Consider the following 16,390-nt stretch of genomic DNA (forward strand, 5'->3'; position numbering starts at 1 on the left):
GGACGGGTCAGCCCTTCAGCGACCCTTCGACGCCTTCTGGAGCGCCTTCTCGCTGATCGGCGCGCGGCCGCTCGCGCGCTCGTCGCGGTAGTACGCGCGGGCCTCGTCCTGCCGCTCCTTCTCGATGCCGGTCGCGATCTCGGCGCGCAGGTGCGCCGGGCCGTACCCGAACGCGTCGACGAGGTCCTGGGCGTGGGGCCGCAGCCGGCGCACGAGGCGGTCGAGATAGCCCGTGACCGTCCGGGCGCGCTGCGCGGACAGCCGCCCGTTGACGACGTACCAGCCGATCTCCCGCTCGACGAGCGACAGCCCGTAGACGTCGCGGACCCAGGTGAGCGCCTGGCGGGTGCCGGCGTCCTCGACGGTGGCGAGCGCCCGGGTGAACGCCTCCCACTTGAGCAGGTGGCCGTAGGCGCGCGAGACCTCGACGAGCTCGTGCTGGTGCTCGTTGAACAGGTCGAACGCAGCCTGCGGGTCGAGCTTCGACGCCGGCCGGAGCGCCGCCCCGAGCTCGGCGACGGCGACCTGCATGCGGTCGGTCAGCAGCTCGCGCTGCGTCTCCTCGGACCGCAGGTGCCCCGCCGACCGACGGGCGGAGCCCGCGTCCGAGATCGCCTGGACCGCGCGGTGCAGCCCGCTCCCGTGCAGGGCGGAGTCGGCGGCGCGCTTGCCTACGAGCTTCGCGAGGTCGCCCGGGCTCGCGCCCTTGAACTGCTTCGCGTAGTCGCCGAGCAGCCGCTTGCCGACGAGCTGCAGCAGGACCGTGTTGTCGCCCTCGAAGGTCGTGTAGATGTCGAAGTCGGCGCGGAGCTGCGTGAGCCGGTTCTTGGCGATGAAGCCGGCGCCGCCGCAGGCCTCGCGGGCCTCCAGCAGCGTGTCCATCGTGAACCAGGTGGACGTCGCCTTGAGCGCGGCAGCCATGGTCTCGAGGTCCTCGCGCGTCTCGGGGGTGTCCTTGCGGCCCGAGAAGACGTCGTCGAACAGGGCGAGCAGCTCCTCGTGCGCGAAGCTCATCGCGTAGGTCTCGGCGATCCGCGGGATCAGGCGGCGCTGGTGGCGGCCGTAGTCGAGCAGGACGACCTCGTCGAGCCCCGCACCGGCGAACTGGCGACGCTCGTTCGCGTACCGGACGGCGATCGCCAGGGCCATCTTCGACACGACCCCGGACGCGCCGTCGAGCGAGACGCGGCCCTGGACGAGCGAGCCGAGCATCGTGAAGAACCGGCGGCCCGGGCTCGCGATCGACGACGTGTACGTGCCGTCCTCGGCGACCTGGCCGTAGCGCGCGAGGAGGTTCTCGCGGGGCACCCGCACGTGCGTGAAGTGCAGGCGGCCGTTGTCGATGCCGTTGAGCCCGCCCTTGAGCCCGTCGTCCTCGCCGCCGACGCCGGGCAGGAACCCGGCCGCGCGGCCGTCCGGCCCGACCTCGCGGATCGGCACGTAGAACGCGTGCACGCCGTGGTTCACGCCCTTGCTGACGAGCTGCGCGAACACGACCGCAGCGACGCCGTCGCGGCCCGCGTTGCCGAGGAACTCCTTCCACGCCCCGCGGAACGGGGTGTGGAGGTCGAACTCCCCGGTCTCGGGGTCGTAGGTCGCCGTCGTCCCGACGGACGCGACGTCCGAGCCGTGGCCGATCTCGGTCATCGCGAACGCGCCCGGCACGGACAGGTCCATCGCGCCGGGGAGCAGGCGGTCCTGCTGCTCGGGCGTGCCGAGGTGCAGGATCGCGGCGCCGAACAGGCCCCACTGGACGCCGGACTTGATCTGCAGCGAGAGGTCGGCGACGGCGAGCTCCTCGAAGCCCGCGATGTTGCCGCCGGGCGCGTCCTCGCCCCCGAGCCGCGACGGGAACGCGCGCAGCACGTGGCCGCCGTCCACGAGCAGCTTGAGCTGGCCGAACACCCGCTCGCGCTGACCCTCGAGCGGGAGGCTGTCGTCGCGGACGATCCGCTCGTCCGTCGCGGCGGCGCGGGACTTCGTCCGGATGTCGGCCCAACGGCCGAGCAGCAGGCGGGACAGCGCGCCGACGTCGACGCGGCCCGACTCGGGGGCGCCCGCGTCGAGCGCGGTGTCGAGCTCCGCAGACCCGTCGGGCGTCGTGCCCTCGGGCGGCACGGCAGCGGGACGCACGTCGGTGGCGGTCATCAGGACTCCTTCGCGGGGGACTTCGGACGGGAGGCGGCGCGGCTCGCGGCGGTCACGCCCTCCCACAGCCAGGTCGTGACCTGCTCGGCGAGCGCGTCGCGGTCGGGGATGCCGGGCCGGCCTCGGTGGGCCAGCCACCACTCGCCCGTGCCGCGCACGAACGAGGACTGGCCGGTCGCCCACGCGGCGGCGGCGACCTCGTCGAGGCCGAGCTCGCGGACGGCGGGGACGCGCATGAGCTCGTCGATCTCGTCGACGAACGTCGTGAGGGGCGGGCGGCCGTCGCCGGTGATCCGGGGGCCGGCGTCGGACCCGATGATCGAGCCGGTGCGCGTCACGAAGTAGTAGACGTTCGGGGAGTGCTCGATCATCGCGAGATACGTGTCGACCATGGCGGCGATGCCGTCGCGCAGGGACTCGGCCGAGTGGAGGGCCTGGTCGAGCGCGTCGCGAATCTCGGCGACGACCTGCGCGCCGACGGCGATCTGCAGGCCTACCTTGTCCTCGAAGTAGCGGTAGATGATCGACTTGGAGGTGCCGGCGAACGCGGCGATCTCCTCCATCGAGACGTCGGAGCCCTTGCGGTGGACGGCCTTGCGGGTCGCGTTGACGAGCGCCGCGCGGCGGGCAGCGCGATGGTCGTCCCAGCGCGTGGAGCGGCCGTCGGTGTTGGCGGCGGTCTCGGTGGTGGGCTCGGGGGGAGCCTCCGGGGAGGAGGACTGCGTCGTTGCACTCACGCGACCGAGAGTATCAGGTACCGTGAGTCTTGGACATTGAGCATGTCGAGCAACGAAGCGAGAGGACCCCCGATGTCACCCCGCAAGACCTCCCCCGCAGCCCCCACGGCTCCCGCGCCCGCCGTGCGCGACGCCGTGATCGTCGGCGGCAACCGCATCCCGTTCGCGCGCGCCGGCTCGGCCTATCGCACCGCGTCGAACCAGGAGATGTTCACCGCCGCGCTCGACGGGCTCGTCGCCCGGTTCGGCCTCCAGGGCGAGCGCCTCGGCGAGGTCGTCGGCGGCGCCGTCCTCAAGCACTCGCGCGACTTCAACCTGGTCCGCGAGTCCGTGCTCGGCTCCGCGCTCGACCCCGCCACGCCCGCCTACGACCTCCAGCAGGCCTGCGCGACCGGCCTCGAGGCGACCATCGCCGTCGCGAACAAGATCCGCCTCGGCCAGCAGGACTCCGGCGTCGCCGGCGGCACGGACACCGTCTCCGACGCTCCCGTCGCCGTGAGCGAGGGCCTGCGCCGCGTGCTCCTCGAGGCGCAGCACGCCAAGACCACGCAGGCCCGCCTCAAGGCGTTCGCGAAGCTGCGACCGTCCGACCTCAAGCCGAACCCGCCGAGCACCGACGAGCCGCGGACCGGCCTGTCCATGGGTGAGCACCAGGCGATCACGACGGCGCAGTGGGGCATCACCCGCGAGGCCCAGGACGAGCTCGCGCTCGCCAGCCACCAGAACCTGGCGGCCGCGTACGAGGCTGGGTTCTTCGACGACCTCGTCACGCCGTTCCGCGGCCTCGCGCGCGACAACAACCTGCGCGCCGACACCTCGATGGAGAAGCTCGCGAAGCTCAAGCCGGTCTACGGCAAGACGCTGCCCGAGCCGGCAGTGCCCACCATGACCGCCGGCAACTCGACCCCGCTGACCGACGGCGCGTCGACCGTCCTCCTCGCGAGCCGGGAGTGGGCCGCGGAGCGCTCGCTGCCGGTGCTCGCGCGGTTCGTCGACGCCGAGACCGCGGCCGTCGACTTCGTCCACGGCGCCGAGGGCCTGCTCATGGCCCCCGCGTACGCGGTGCCGCGTCTGCTCGCGCGCAACGGGCTCACGCTCGCCGACTTCGACCTCGTGGAGATCCACGAGGCGTTCGCGTCGACCGTCCTGGCGATCCTCGCCGCGTGGGAGGACGACACGTTCTGCCGCGGGCGCCTGGGCCTCGACGCGCCGCTCGGCAAGGTCGACCGCTCGGTCCTCAACGTGCACGGCTCCTCGCTCGCGGCGGGTCATCCGTTCGCCGCGACGGGCGGACGCATCGTCGCCACGACGGCCAAGCTGCTGGCGCAGCGCGCCGCGGAGACGGGCCGGCCGGCCCGCGCGCTCATCTCGATCTGCGCGGCCGGCGGCCTCGGCGCGACCGCGATCCTCGAGAGCGCGTGAGGGGACGACCGTGAACGACACCTACCTGCGCCTCGTCAACAGCGGGGTCACCAAGAAGCTCGCGAAGCAGCTGGGGCTGCCGCGGCCGGCGGTCCTGCGCCGGTACGAACCGGGCCAGCCGCTCGTCACCGGCCCGGTCCTCGTGCTGGGCCGCGGCGACAACCTGCCCCCGGCGCCCGACGCCGCCCCGACCTCTCCCGACGCCGACACCGTCGCGCACCTGCTCACCGGCTGGGGGCTCGACGTCCGCCGCCACCCGAGCCAGCTCGAGGACGGCGGGCGCTGGGGCGCGGTCGTCGCGGTGCTGACGGAGCTCGAGGAGCCCACGGACCTGTCGGGGCCGGTGCTCGCGCTCGGCTCGACCCTGCGTCGGCTCGCGCCGAGCGGGCGCGTGGTCACCGTGTCGCGCGCCGCCACGCCCGACGACGGCCCAGCCCTGTCCGCGGTCCGCGTCGGGATCGACGGGGTGCTCCGGTCCGTCGCCAAGGAGCTGCGCGCGGGCGCGACCGGGAACGGGATCGTGCTCGCGGGCGACGCGACGCTCGACGGCCCGTCGGTGGCGGGGCTGCTGCGGTTCTATCTCTCCGCGAAATCGGCTTTCATCGACGGGCAGCTCGTCCCGGTGTCGTCGGACGCGGGCGTCCTCCCCGCCGCCGACGCGAGCTGGGAGAGGCCGCTCGACGGGAAGGTCGCCGTCGTCACAGGCGCCGCGCGCGGCATCGGGGCGGCGATCGCGAAGGTGCTCGCCCGCGACGGCGCCACCGTCGTGTGCGTGGACGTCCCCGCCGCCGGGGACGCGCTCGCGAAGGTCGCCAACCAGGTACGCGGCACCGCCCTCCAGCTCGACATCACCTCCCCCGACGCCGGCGACCGCCTGCTCGCGCACGCGCTCGAGCGGCACGGGCACCTGGACGTCGTCGTGCACAACGCCGGGATCACCCGGGACAAGCTGCTCGCCAACATGACCCCGGACCGCTGGGACGCGGTGGTGGCCGTGAACATCGCGGCGCAGCTGCGGATGAACGCCCAGCTCCTCGCCTCGGGGAGGCTCGCGGACGGCGCGCGGATCGTGTCGCTCGCGTCGACGTCGGGCATCGCGGGGAACCGCGGCCAGACCAACTACGCGGCCTCCAAGGCGGGCGTGATCGGGATGGTGCGGGCCACCGGGCCGCTGCTCGCGCCGATCGGCGGGACCGTCAACGCGGTCGCGCCCGGGTTCATCGAGACCGAGATGACCGCGCGGATCCCCGCGCTCACCCGCCAGGTCGCGCGGCGCCTCGACTCCCTCCAGCAGGGCGGGCTCCCCGTCGACGTCGCCGAGACCATCGCGTTCCTCGCGTCCCCCGTCGCGGGCGGCGTCAACGGGCAGGTCGTGCGCGTGTGCGGGCAGAACCTGGTGGGCCAGTGAGCGAACGGCAGACCGTCACGCTCGACGCCGTCCCCGGGCTCGGCGGGCTCTACGCGCGGGGGCTCGCGGGTTCCGCGGTCGCTCGGCTGCGGCCGTCCGGCGGCGAGCTCGTCCTGCCCGACGTCGCGCTGCGGGTCGCGGGCGTCGACACCGGGGACGCTGCGGTCCGCGACCGCCTCGCCGCGTACGACCGGCTGGTCGGGGAGCCGGCGTCCGACGTGCTGCCCGCGGGTTTCGTCCACGTGCTCGCGTTCCCCGTCGCGACGGCGTTGATGGTGCGCGACGACTTCCCGCTCCCCCTGCTCGGCCTGGTGCACCTGGCGAACGCGGTGCAGGTCGCGCGGCCCGTCGTCGTCGGCGACGTGCTGGAGGTGCGGGTGTGGGCGCAGGACCTACGACCCCACCGCCGCGGCGCGCAGGTGGACCTCGTGACCGAGGTGCGCACCGACCCGACCGACGACGCGCCCGCCTGGCGCGGGGTGTCGACGTACCTCGCGAAGGGCGTCACGGTCGCCGACTCCGGCGAGCTGTCAGAACCTGGTGAGTCCCAAGGCTCACGAGCTTCTGACGACTCGGGTGGGCACCCGCTGCCCACCGCACGGTGGACGCTCGACGCCGCGACCGGGCGCCGGTACGCGGCCGTCTCGGGCGACCGCAACCCCATCCACCTGTCCGCCCTGTCCGCGAAGGCGCTCGGGTTCCCACGCGCCATCGCGCACGGGATGTTCACGGCGTCGCGCGCGCTCGCCGCGGTCGCCCGGGAGCGCGGCGACGCCTACGACTGGACCGTGACGTTCGCAAAGCCGGTGCTGCTGCCGGGGACCGTCGACGTGTCCGTCCGGCCCGACGGCGCGGCCTGGGTCTACGAGGGCTGGGACGCGCGGAAGGGCACGCCGCACTTCACGGGGTCGGTCGTCCCGCGGGACGCGCGGTGACCTGGGTGGGATCCGCGGCCCCGCCCGAGGACGACTCGTCACTACTGTCGAGCGTCGGCGCGGATCCCGGGACGAGCACCAGCCGCGAGTCCGGCGGCGCCTCCGTCAGCGCCTTCGGCAGCACGCCCTCGACCGAGATCACGTCGTTCACGGGCTCGTAGCCGAAGCTCCCTCCGGCCTTCTCGCCGGAGCGCCAGGACGCGTCGAACGCGTCGCCGACCCGCTTCTCGAGTGCTGCGGCGGACGCCGCGGTGAACCTGCTGTGCGCGAAGTGGACCTGGACCGGGCCGACGGCGCGATCGTCTGGAAGCGACCGGCCTGCCGGCACCCGGACGATCATGGTCGCCTCACCGGTGTAGGCGTAGCCCAGCGCGTGCGCCGCGTGCGCGACGTGCATGAGCGCCTGGGTGTCGCCGACGGTTCGCGTCCAGGTCGGCGAGGGCAGCGCCGGGACGGGAGACGACGTCGTCGTCAGCGGTGACGCGGCCGGTCCCACCGTGGCCCCGGGCCCGGCGGAGCAACCTGGCAGGACGAGCCCCGACGCGAGCGCCAGCGGGACGAGCGCGGCGGCTCCCGACGCGCGACGACGTGAACGACGGCGTCGCGTGCCGAGCGGGACGGGCAGACGAGAGCGCTCCATACCCGATACACGCACGACCGCGCTCGAAGGTTGCGTCACGACCGCGACCGCCATCGTGGCGTCACGCGTCGAGGTGCCTCACCTGCGGCCAGACGCTCGCCCACGGGCCCGTCGGCGCGGCGCAGACCATGACCGGGCCGCCCTGCTCCTCGTTGTCGACGTCCTCGCCGTTGTCGACGTGCGCGACCGTCCGGCAGCCCTCCGCCCACGCCGGGGCCGTGTCGTAGCCGACGAGCACGAACGGCCCGGCCGACCCCACGGGGTGGCCCCAGTCGGCGTAGCCGTTGTGCCCGGAGAACACGGGCGCGGGCGACCCGTACCAGTCCAGCGCCCCCGCCTCGCCGTAGTTCTGCGCGACGACGGCGACCGCGCCGGACGCGCGGGCGGCGTCGTCGACGGTGCGGACGAACGCGGGCCAGCCGATCATCTCGGCGGCGTCCTCGTTGATCCCGGCGTAGAACGAGGCCCCGAACGCGTGCGGCGACAGGATCGGGAGGCCCGTCGGCCAGAACGCCATGGAGGTCGCCCCCACGACGGCGCCCGTGATCACGAGCGAACGCCGGGACCGGCGCGCCGCGAGCCCGCAGCACCCGGCGGCGATCAGCGCGGGCAGGAGGCCCGTGAGGTAGTAGGCCTTGCCGCCGGCGGCGAGGAAGACGACGACCAGCAGGACGAACGCCCACGCGAGCGGGCGCGCGGTCGCGAGGTCGGGCACCCGCCACAGCCGTGCCAGGCCGTAGACCCAGATCGCGGCGACGAGCGGGCTGAACAGCACGACCAGCAGCCCGACGAACGCGAGCCGCTCGCCGACCGTCCCGTACTCGGCGTTGATGTCCCCCGCGAGGGTGAGCTGCGGCCAGCCGTGCGACGCCTGCCAGAGCAGGTTGGGCAGCCACAGGACGAGAGCCAGGGCCCCGCCCGCCCAGAGCCACGGCGAGCGCAGGTGATGCCGGGTCGGCTGCACGACGGCCACGCCGACGAGGAGCGCCCCGAGCAGGAACGCGACGGTGTTCTTGTTCTCCAGCCCGACGCCCGCGACGGCGCCGACGACGAGCCAGCGCCGCGGCCGGTCCCGCCGCAGCGTGACGAGCGCGGCGTACACGATCCCGGCCCAGAACAGCGCGTCGACGGACGCCGTCGACAGCATGTGACCCAGGACCACCGTGACGACCCCGGTGCCGGTCGCGACGGCGGTCAGCACCTGCGCGGCGACCGTCCCGCCGAGCTCGCGCGCCGACAGCACCGCCAGCACGACCACGCCCGCCAGCGCCAGGGCGGCCGGCACGTGCAGCGCGGTTACGGACCCGGGCGCGACGAGCGTCGCGAGCCGCGCGATCGCGGGCGTCAGGGGCGGCTGGTCCGGGTAGCCCCAGGCGAGGTGACGCCCGGCCTCGGCGAAGTAGAGCTCGTCGCGGTGCGGCCCGTACCGCGACGCGTAGACGACGAACACCGCGAGCAGCAGCACCACGACCAGCGCCAGCGGGCCCCGGGCGAGCGGCGGGGCGGCGCGCGTACCGGCGCGACGTCGCTCCGGCGTCGTGCGGGTCGTCGCCGCGGGGGCCGCGGCCCCCTCCCCTGCCACGCTCGCGAGCGTAGCCCCGGCGCCGCCGCCCGGGACAGCGTCGTCGACCGGGGCGACCGTCCGGTGTCACCGAGCCGTGCCACCATGGCGCCCATGCCCTTCGTGCTCGAGCCCGAGTCCTACGTCGACGACGTCGCCCTCGACGGCGACGACCTCACCGGCCAGGACGGCACGGACGCCCGCATCGACACCTGCACGTGGCGCGCCGTCCGGCTCGACGAGGTCGTGCTGCGCCGTGCCCGCCTCAGCGACACCACGCTCGACACGGTGAGCGCGACCACGCTCGACGTCACGTCGGGCGACTGGCTGGACGTCGTCGTGCGGGACTCGCGCCTGGGCGGCGTGCAGGCGTACGACGCCGACTGGCGGCGGGTCCGGATCACGGGCGGCAAGGTCGACTACCTCAACCTGCGCGACGCGCGGCTCGCCGACGTCGTCCTGGACGGCGTCACCGTCGGCGAGCTCGACCTGACCGGCGCGCGGACCAAGGGCCTCGTGCTGCGCGACGTCGCGGTGCGCGAGCTCGTCCTGGACCGCGCGACGCTCGCGGGCGCGGACCTCACGGGGCTGGCGACCGGGGCGCTCCGGGTGCTGCGCGGCGTCGCCGGTCTACGGGGCGCCCGCGTCACCGGGCCGCAGGCGCTCGACCTCCTGCCGGCGCTCGCTGACCACGTCGGCCTGGCGATCGAGGACTGAGGCGCCGCGTCAGGCGTCCGCGAGCCGCGCCTCGAGCCCCGCGCGCACGGCGGGCCACTCGTCGGCCAGCACGGAGAAGTACACGGTGTCCCCGCGCGTCCCGTCGCCCGCGACGCGGTGCGAGCGCAGCACTCCCTCGCGGACGGCGCCGAGCCGCTCGATCGCGGCGAGCGACCGGGCGTTGCGCGCGTCAGCACGCAGGGCGACCCGCGCCAGCCCCCACGTCTCGAACGCGTGCGTGAACAGCAGCAGCTTCACGGCCGGGTTGGTCGCGCCGCCCCACCACGCGCGCCCGTAGAGCGTGCTGCCGATCTCGACGCGCCCCTGGTCGTGCGACAGGTCGTAGAAGGACGTCGTCCCCCGCACCTCCCCGCCCTGCCCGACGACGGCGAACGCCAGCCTGGCCGGCGTCTCCACCGACCCGCGGACCCAGTCGCGCATGGCGGGCTCGTCCTGCGGGGGCGGGCTCGTGAAGCCCTGCCAGGACGCGGCGTCGACGAGCGCGAGCAGTGCGCCGGCGTCGTCGGGCCGGAGCGGGCGGAGGGCGATCCCGTGGCCGGTCAGGGTCAGGTCGTGGTCCACGGGCTCATCCCACCACGGCGCCCGCGTCAGGCAGGGCGCGTCTCGGTGACCGGGAGCCGAGCGGCCAGCACGAACCCGCCGTCGGGCGTGGGCCCGGCGCTGAGCTCGCCGCCGAGCCCGGCCACGCGCTCGCGGAGCCCGGCCAGCCCACGTCCGCCGCCGACCAGGGAAGGAAACGCCGCCGACGGCGTCACGGCGGCGGGGCCGTGCGTCCTCACCTCGACCTCCACGTCCTCGTCGGCGGCGGTCAGCCGGACGGTCGTGCGCGCGCCCGCCGCGTGCTTGACGGCGTTCGTCAGCCCCTCCTGGACGACGCGGTACAGCGCCAGCTCGCCTGCGGGGCCGAGCCTGGCGCCCGCGGACCGGACGCCGGCGTCGTCGTCGGGCGCCTCGACGAGCTCGACCCGCTGGCCGCCCGACCGCGCCCGCTCGACCAGGTCGCGCAGGCCAGCGAGCCCGGGCCCGCCGGTGCTGCCGTCCGCGTGGAGCAGCCCGAGCAGCTGCCGCAGCTCGCCGAGCGCCTGGCGCCCCGTGATGCTGATCGCGCTGAGGCCGTCGCGGACGCGCTCGCGCGAGGGGCCGTCGTCCGCGGAGCCGGGGCGGAGCACCACCTGGCCCGCGTCGGCCTGGACGACCATGGCGGTGACGTGGTGGGTCACGACGTCGTGCAGCTCGCGGGCGAGCCGCACCCGCTCGTCGACGACGGCGGCAGCGGCCTCGCGCCGTCGTCGCTCGGTCTCGGCCACGGCCCGCCACCGCATCCAGGAGCCCGCGCCCCAGCACAGCACGAGGACGAGCGCGAACGACACGAAGTCGACGAGGTGGTCGGGAGACCCGCGGCCGTCCGCCACCGCGCAGAGCGCGACGTATCCGGCGACCGACGCGACCGCGACCCGGACGCGGCGCCGCTCCTGGTAGGCCCCCGCGCTGTACAGCGCGACGAGGAGGCCGAGCGAGGCGACGGTCGGCGGGTAGCCGACGGCCTGGTCGACCGCGAAGGCGACGCCGACGACGGCGAGGCTCGCCGCGGGCCGGGTGCGTCGGACCACGAGCGGCAGGGTCTGCAGTAGGACGAGGAGCACCCGGAGCGCGCCGGCCCGGTGCTCGGGAAGCTCGGCGAACGCGATGCCCTGCAGGGCGACGCCCGGGACGTACGCCGCGACGGCCAGCGCCCCGGCGAGGACCGCGTCGCGCGCGGTCACGGGCCAGGCCCGCCACCGGTCCCGCAGCGTCTTCTCGACACCGCGCGTCCGCGCTCCGGTACGCTCCCCCACGTTCACGCGCTCACCCTACGCAGGTGCGCGCACCCCGACCCGGGAGCGTCCATGACCGTCCCCGAACGCCCCGTCCGCGTGCTCGTCTGCGACGACCAGGCGCTCGTCCGCGCGGGCTACGCGACCATCTTCGCGGGCTACGGGTTCGACGTCGTGGGCGAGGCCCCCGACGGCACCGCGGCGGTCCGGCTCGCCCGCGAGCTGCAGCCCGACGTCGTGGTGATGGACGTCCACATGCCGGGGATCGACGGGATCGAGGCGACGCGCCTCCTGGCCGGGCCGGACGCCGCGACGCCGGCGAAGGTGCTGGTCGTGACCACGTTCCACACGGACGAGAACGTGTACGAGGCGCTGCGCGCGGGCGCGAGCGGCTTCCTGCTCAAGGACGCGACCCCCGACCAGCTCGTCGAGGGCGTCCGCACGGTCGCGGCCGGCGAGTCGCTCATCTCGCCCAGCGTGACGCGCCAGCTCATCGGGCGGTACGCGACCCGGCTCCGGCCGTCCGCCCCGGCGCCCGCGGACGACGGTCCCCTCGCCGTGCTGACCCCCCGCGAGCGTGAGGCGCTCACCCTGATCGCCCGGGGGCTGTCGAACGCGGAGATCGCCGCGGAGCTCGTCGTGAGCCGCGAGACCGTCAAGACCTACGTCTCGCGCATCCTCACCAAGCTGGACCTGCGCGACCGCGTCCAGGCCGTCGTCCTCGCGTACCGGCTGGGGCTGGTCTCGGCAGACGGGTGACGCGGGCCGCCGGACGCGTCCCCCGGAGGGGGACGGCGAACTGTCCACCCGGGGGTGACGATCGCCGGGGCGCCGCTCCGTAGCGTCGTGGACGAGGCGATCGCAGCTGCGGACGCCCGTCACACAGACCTCGGAACGGGAGGCGTCCTCATGTCTCGGACGACGTCCAGCACCACCCGCACCACCGACTTCGGCACCACCGATCTCAGCGCTGCCGAGCTCCGCCCCGCCGCCCGGAGCCGCGCGCGCTTCTGGTCGTGGGCCGTGATCGCCACCCACGTCGCGTTCGTGGCCGCCTGGCTGATCGCCCGGACGTGGCAGCTCCCGGGCTACAGCGCCGTGGACCACTCCGTCAGCGACATGTACGCGGTGACGGCACCGCACGCCTGGTTCCTGCTCACCGTGATCACGGCGGCGGGGGTCGCCGCGCTCGGGTTCGTGGGCTTCGGGCTGTGGCCGGCGCTGCGCGCCGCGGGCCTCCCCGCCCGGATCGGCTCGGTGCTGCTCGCCCTGTCGGTCTTCGGGCTCGGCGACCTCCTGACCCCGTTCGAGCGCCTGGCGTGCCAGCGGGCCGACCCCACGTGCTCGTCGTCGGACCAGGTCGCGAACTTCGGCGGCACCCTCGACAGCACCCTGACGACCCTCGGGCTGGTGGTCATGGTCGCCTCGACCTTCGTCCTCGCCGCCGCGATGCGCCGGCTCCCCCGGTGGGCGTCGTGGGCGCGGCCCACGCGCTGGTTCGGCGTCGTGCTCTTCCTGCTGCTCGCCGCGACCGGCGTCTTCAGCTCGGACGGTCCGGGCGGGCTGTTCGAGCGGCTCACGGCGGCGTTCGGAGCCGCGGGGATCGTCGCGCTCGGCGTCGGCGTGCTCCGGGCGACCCGTCCGACGACGCGGCTCACCGCGGCCGGCTGAGCCGGGCCAGGGCGCGCAGGTAGCGGCGCGCGATCACGCGCTGGCCGACGCGCCCGAGCGGCCAGGCGACGCGGAGCGGCCAGGCACGCGGCTCCGACCACGCGGCGACGTCCCCCCGGACGTCGCCGTCGTCGTCGAGCAGGACGGCGAAGCGCTCGGTGCCCCGCTCGGCGTGGTCGGGCTCGGTCGCGTAGGTCACCCACGCGGAGCGCCCGTCGCTCCCGACGTCGACGACGCGGCACGTGCCGCCGAGCGGGAGCGGACCCAGCCGGACCCGGACGCGCACCCCCACCTCCGCGCGCGCCGGGGCAGCGCCGGAGGTGTCGCGCACGCGCACGCCGGCGCCGTCGTGCATGCGCCACGTGGCGATCGCCTCGGCGGCCCGCGCGAACTCCGCCTCCCCGTGCCCGACGACGCCGCTCACGTGCAGCGCGCGGGCGCGGGCCAGCGGTGGGCCGGGCCAGGCGAGGCGGGGGTCGGGGAGCACGCGTGGAGGCTACTCCAGGGCCATGCCGGTCTCGACGTTGAGGATGTTCCCGTCCGGGTCCGCGAACCAGGCGGCGCGGGCGTCGCCGTCCACGAGCACGCCGTCCTCCCACGTCCCGTCCGGGATGTCGAAGGTGAGGAGCTCGACGCCGGACGACCGCAGGGACGCGACCTCGGCGTCGAACGCGTCGAGCGGGAGCTGGAACGAGATCGCGGTGGCCTTGTTGGTCCCCGCGAACGACGACGGGTAGACGAGGAAGCCGCCCGACGGCGTGCGGTAGACCACCCCGTCGGGGCCGGTCTGCGGGGCCGGGAACCCGAGCGTCCCCTCGTAGAAGGTCCGTGCCCGGTCCAGGTCGGTGACGGCGAGGACGGGGATCGCGGTGTGGTCGGTGAGCATGACACCCTCCACGGCGGGCCGACCGACCCTCGGCCGTCCGGCCGCTCCTCCCAGGCTAGGAGGCCGCCGGGCGGACCGGGAGACCGCGGCCGGGTGATCCTCAGTCCAGCGCCGGCCCGCAGCCCGCCGACTCGGCGATGAAGCCCGCCGCGGCGGTCGCCACCAGCCCCGACAGGCCCGACGCCTCCGGCAGCGGGCGGGGGTCGTCCTCGACGACCCACAGCCCGTCGACGACGGCGTAGCGCGCGGCCGGCCCGTCCGTCACGAACGTCTCGAGGGCGCCGAGCAGCCGCTCGACCTCCTCGCCGCCGGTCCCGACGCCGACGCTCGCGCGGATCGCGCCCGCCGAGTGCCCGAGGCGCCGCAGCAGCGGGTGGGCGCAGAACCGCCCGTCGCGCACGCCGATGCCGTGCTCCGCGGACAGGTAGGCGGCGACCAGGCCCGGGTCGTGCTCGTCCACGGAGAACGTGACGACCCCGACCGGGTCGACGGCGTCCCCCCAGACCCGCACGACGCGCACCCCGGGGATCGCCTCGAGGCCCGTGACGAGCCGGTCGCGCAGCGCGCGCTCGTGGGCGACGAGGGCGTCGGGGTCCAGCTCGCCGAGCGTCCCGCACGCGGCCGCGAGCGCCACCGCGCCCAGGACGTTCGGCGACCCGGCCTCGTGGCGCGCGGGCGCGGGGTGCCAGGCGACGTCGTCGACGGTGACGTTGCGGACGGCGCCGCCGCCGGCGAGGTACGGGGTGCCGACGTCGAGCCAGTCGCGCCGGCCGACGAGGGCGCCCGCGCCGTAGGGCGCGTACGTCTTGTGCCCGGAGAACGCGACGTAGTCGACGCCGGTCGCCGCGAGCGAGAACCGGCGGTGCGGGACGAGCTGGGCGCCGTCGAGGAAGAGCCGCGCGCCGGCGTCGTGCGCGACGGCGACGACGTCCGCGACGGGCAGCGACTCGCCCGTCACATTGGACGCCCCGGTGATCGCGACGAGCGCGTACGGGTCGCCGTCGGCGGCACCGCCGGTGAGCGCGGCACGGAGCGCGTCCAGCGTCGCGGCGACCGTCGGGGCGGCCTCGACGGTCGTGGCGCGCACCGCGGCACCGCTCTCGCCGCGCCACGGCAGCAGGTTCGCGTGGTGCTCGGCGTCGAGGACGAGCACGCGGCCCGGGCCGCCGTCGGCGGCGGCTGGCACGCAGCCGGCGAGCAGGTTCGTCGCGTCGGTGGTGTTGCGCACGACGATCGTGGCGTCGTCGGGGCGGGCTCCCACGAACGCGCCGATCGCCTGGCGGGACGCCTCGTAGAGCGCGGTCGAGACCTGCGACAGGTACCCGGCGCCGCGGTGCACGCTCGCGTACAGGGGCAGGACCTCGGCCACGCGGTCGGCGACCGAGCGCAGGGCGGGCGCGGACGCCGCGACGTCGAGGTTGGCGTAGGCCACGCTCCGGCCGTCGACGAGCGGGACGAGCGTGTCCGACCCGACGACGGGCAGCAGCGGCCCGGCGACCTGCGCGGCCGGGGCGGGACAGGTGAGGGTGTCGGTGGTCGTCATGGTGCCTCCAGCGGTCCGGGGGCACGGCCGTCGGCCTACCCCGCGCTTGCCCGACGCCGCCACGGCGTGGGCCTGGTCGTCACCCGGGGCACCCCGCCGCGAGGGGAGGGTTGCCGGCCAGCGAGCCGGGGCTTGCCCTCCGTGCCCCCTGGGGCGCGGAGGTCGCTGGCGCTCATGACCTGGCGTCCATGGTCCGCGAGCGCGGCGAGAAGTGTCAACGAGCGGGCGCATCGTCTCGCGATGTGAGACCGGCAGGGCTGGGGCGCCCGCCGGGTCACGTACGATCGCTAGGTCCATCCGGAGCGGCCGAGTGACGTGGCACGACGACGCCGCAGCAACCCGCGGACCCGTGACCTCTCGGGGCGTCCCGCCCCGAGCCGCCGGGCCCGGTCGAGGGTGCTAACGCCACGACCGATGGGGCGCGCCCGCCGCGGCGCGCCGGAGGAGGCCTCTCATGAGCGTGACCGCCCGACCCGCCGACGGCTACGCCGGCGACCTCACCCCCCAGCAGGCCTGGGAGCTGCTGCGCGACGACCCGGCCGCCGTCCTCGTGGACGTCCGCACCGACGGCGAGTGGCGCGCGATCGGCGTCCCCGACACCGCCGAGCTCGGCAAGGAGACCGTGTTCGACGAGTGGGTCACGGGCGACGGCCGCCCCAACCCGGCGTTCCTCGACTCGCTCCAGGCGGCCGGCGTCGAGGCCGGCCCCGTCGTGTTCCTGTGCCGCTCGGGCCAGCGTTCGATCGGCGCCGCGCGCCTCGCCACGCAGGCCGGGATCGGCCCGTCGTACAACGTGCTCGAGGGCTTCGAGGGCGCGCCCGGGCCCGGCGGCATCCGCGACCGCGAGGGCTGGAAGGTCGCCGGCCTCCCCTGGAAGCAGTCGTGAG

General features: G+C 75.4%; 16 protein-coding genes and 1 riboswitch. Of the genes, 7 read left to right on the forward strand and 9 right to left on the reverse strand.

Annotated features, from left to right (window positions below):
* Window positions 1-15 precede the first annotated feature (15 nt).
* The gene (locus tag ACLQ14_RS16330) at window positions 16-2,148 is read right to left on the reverse strand and encodes an acyl-CoA dehydrogenase (RefSeq protein WP_425814934.1); all 2,133 of its coding nucleotides are present in this window, start codon (window positions 2,146-2,148) and stop codon (window positions 16-18) included.
* Window positions 2,148-2,885 carry a TetR/AcrR family transcriptional regulator gene (locus ACLQ14_RS16335; RefSeq protein WP_425814936.1) on the reverse strand — a complete coding sequence of 246 codons (738 nt, stop codon included), beginning with the start codon at window positions 2,883-2,885 and terminating at the stop codon, window positions 2,148-2,150. Before ACLQ14_RS16335 ends, ACLQ14_RS16330 begins: the two co-directional genes overlap by 1 nt.
* A gap of 72 nt (window positions 2,886-2,957) precedes the next feature.
* Between ACLQ14_RS16335 and ACLQ14_RS16340 the strand changes: the two genes are divergently transcribed.
* The 3 genes from ACLQ14_RS16340 to ACLQ14_RS16350 are packed head-to-tail and all read left to right on the forward strand — an operon-like array spanning window position 2,958 to window position 6,650.
* Window positions 2,958-4,307, forward strand: a complete 1,350-nt coding sequence (locus tag ACLQ14_RS16340) for an acetyl-CoA C-acetyltransferase (RefSeq protein WP_425814938.1) — start codon at window positions 2,958-2,960, stop codon at window positions 4,305-4,307.
* A gap of 10 nt (window positions 4,308-4,317) precedes the next feature.
* Window positions 4,318-5,715, forward strand: coding sequence for a 3-oxoacyl-ACP reductase (locus tag ACLQ14_RS16345; protein WP_425814939.1), 1,398 nt, complete (start codon window positions 4,318-4,320; stop codon window positions 5,713-5,715).
* Window positions 5,712-6,650 carry a MaoC family dehydratase gene (locus ACLQ14_RS16350; RefSeq protein ID WP_425814941.1) on the forward strand — a complete coding sequence of 313 codons (939 nt, stop codon included), beginning with the start codon at window positions 5,712-5,714 and terminating at the stop codon, window positions 6,648-6,650. The genes ACLQ14_RS16345 and ACLQ14_RS16350 overlap by 4 nt, the downstream gene beginning before the upstream one ends.
* Here the strand turns inward: ACLQ14_RS16350 and ACLQ14_RS16355 are convergent.
* Together ACLQ14_RS16355 and ACLQ14_RS16360 are read right to left on the reverse strand one after the other, a co-directional pair.
* Complete coding sequence (locus ACLQ14_RS16355; protein WP_425814943.1) at window positions 6,616-7,290, reverse strand: hypothetical protein; 675 nt, start codon at window positions 7,288-7,290, stop codon at window positions 6,616-6,618. The two genes, ACLQ14_RS16350 and ACLQ14_RS16355, sit on opposite strands and share 35 nt — an antisense overlap.
* Window positions 7,291-7,351: 61 nt before the next feature.
* Window positions 7,352-8,872, reverse strand: a complete 1,521-nt coding sequence (locus tag ACLQ14_RS16360; protein ID WP_425814945.1) for a glycosyltransferase family 39 protein — start codon at window positions 8,870-8,872, stop codon at window positions 7,352-7,354.
* Window positions 8,873-8,965: 93 nt separating this feature from the next.
* Here ACLQ14_RS16360 and ACLQ14_RS16365 point away from each other — a divergent pair, with 93 nt between their 5' ends.
* Complete coding sequence (locus tag ACLQ14_RS16365; protein WP_425814947.1) at window positions 8,966-9,568, forward strand: pentapeptide repeat-containing protein; 603 nt, start codon at window positions 8,966-8,968, stop codon at window positions 9,566-9,568.
* Between the two features lie 9 nt (window positions 9,569-9,577).
* Here ACLQ14_RS16365 and ACLQ14_RS16370 read toward each other — a convergent pair whose 3' ends face one another.
* Window positions 9,578-10,150: a GNAT family N-acetyltransferase gene (locus tag ACLQ14_RS16370; RefSeq protein ID WP_425814949.1), complete on the reverse strand. Its 573-nt coding sequence runs from the start codon at window positions 10,148-10,150 to the stop codon at window positions 9,578-9,580.
* A 26-nt stretch (window positions 10,151-10,176) separates the two neighbouring features.
* Complete coding sequence (locus ACLQ14_RS16375) at window positions 10,177-11,430, reverse strand: sensor histidine kinase (protein ID WP_425814951.1); 1,254 nt, start codon at window positions 11,428-11,430, stop codon at window positions 10,177-10,179.
* Between the two features lie 45 nt (window positions 11,431-11,475).
* On the opposite strand from ACLQ14_RS16375, the gene ACLQ14_RS16380 reads away from it, so the two are divergent.
* Window positions 11,476-12,162 (forward strand): response regulator, encoded by a 687-nt coding sequence (locus tag ACLQ14_RS16380; protein WP_425814953.1) that lies wholly within the window; start codon window positions 11,476-11,478, stop codon window positions 12,160-12,162.
* A gap of 150 nt (window positions 12,163-12,312) precedes the next feature.
* Window positions 12,313-13,074 carry a DUF998 domain-containing protein gene (locus tag ACLQ14_RS16385; protein ID WP_425814955.1) on the forward strand — a complete coding sequence of 254 codons (762 nt, stop codon included), beginning with the start codon at window positions 12,313-12,315 and terminating at the stop codon, window positions 13,072-13,074.
* Here ACLQ14_RS16385 and ACLQ14_RS16390 read toward each other — a convergent pair.
* From ACLQ14_RS16390 to ACLQ14_RS16400, 3 genes are all read right to left on the reverse strand, one after another.
* The gene (locus tag ACLQ14_RS16390; protein ID WP_425814957.1) at window positions 13,058-13,561 is read right to left on the reverse strand and encodes a DUF1990 family protein; all 504 of its coding nucleotides are present in this window, start codon (window positions 13,559-13,561) and stop codon (window positions 13,058-13,060) included. The two genes, ACLQ14_RS16385 and ACLQ14_RS16390, sit on opposite strands and share 17 nt — an antisense overlap.
* 9 nt (window positions 13,562-13,570) lie before the next feature.
* The gene (locus ACLQ14_RS16395; RefSeq protein WP_425814959.1) at window positions 13,571-13,960 is read right to left on the reverse strand and encodes a VOC family protein; all 390 of its coding nucleotides are present in this window, start codon (window positions 13,958-13,960) and stop codon (window positions 13,571-13,573) included.
* A gap of 100 nt (window positions 13,961-14,060) precedes the next feature.
* Window positions 14,061-15,503: an aminotransferase class V-fold PLP-dependent enzyme gene (locus ACLQ14_RS16400; protein ID WP_425814961.1), complete on the reverse strand. Its 1,443-nt coding sequence runs from the start codon at window positions 15,501-15,503 to the stop codon at window positions 14,061-14,063.
* A 37-nt stretch (window positions 15,504-15,540) separates the two neighbouring features.
* A riboswitch (SAM riboswitch) is annotated at window positions 15,541-15,683 on the reverse strand.
* A gap of 274 nt (window positions 15,684-15,957) precedes the next feature.
* Here ACLQ14_RS16400 and ACLQ14_RS16405 point away from each other — a divergent pair.
* On the forward strand, window positions 15,958-16,389 hold the full coding sequence (locus ACLQ14_RS16405; RefSeq protein WP_425814963.1) for a rhodanese-like domain-containing protein: 432 nt from the start codon (window positions 15,958-15,960) through the stop codon (window positions 16,387-16,389).
* The last annotated feature ends 1 nt before the right edge of the window (window position 16,390 follow it).

The sequence above is a fragment of the Luteimicrobium sp. DT211 genome, from assembly GCF_049844995.1.
Classification (GTDB): domain Bacteria; phylum Actinomycetota; class Actinomycetes; order Actinomycetales; family Cellulomonadaceae; genus Luteimicrobium.

Excerpts from the sequence above, each read along its gene's own strand:
- ACLQ14_RS16330 (WP_425814934.1), bottom strand. The coding sequence starts at position 2,148 with ATGACCGCCACCGACGTGCGTCCCGCTGCCGTGCCGCCCGAGGGCACG.
- ACLQ14_RS16340 (WP_425814938.1), top strand. The coding sequence starts at position 2,958 with ATGTCACCCCGCAAGACCTCCCCCGCAGCCCCCACGGCTCCCGCGCCC.
- ACLQ14_RS16355 (WP_425814943.1), bottom strand. The coding sequence starts at position 7,290 with ATGGAGCGCTCTCGTCTGCCCGTCCCGCTCGGCACGCGACGCCGTCGT.
- ACLQ14_RS16365 (WP_425814947.1), top strand. The coding sequence starts at position 8,966 with ATGCCCTTCGTGCTCGAGCCCGAGTCCTACGTCGACGACGTCGCCCTC.
- ACLQ14_RS16380 (WP_425814953.1), top strand. The coding sequence starts at position 11,476 with ATGACCGTCCCCGAACGCCCCGTCCGCGTGCTCGTCTGCGACGACCAG.
- ACLQ14_RS16385 (WP_425814955.1), top strand. The coding sequence starts at position 12,313 with ATGTCTCGGACGACGTCCAGCACCACCCGCACCACCGACTTCGGCACC.
- ACLQ14_RS16395 (WP_425814959.1), bottom strand. The coding sequence starts at position 13,960 with ATGCTCACCGACCACACCGCGATCCCCGTCCTCGCCGTCACCGACCTG.
- ACLQ14_RS16400 (WP_425814961.1), bottom strand. The coding sequence starts at position 15,503 with ATGACGACCACCGACACCCTCACCTGTCCCGCCCCGGCCGCGCAGGTC.
- ACLQ14_RS16405 (WP_425814963.1), top strand. The coding sequence starts at position 15,958 with ATGAGCGTGACCGCCCGACCCGCCGACGGCTACGCCGGCGACCTCACC.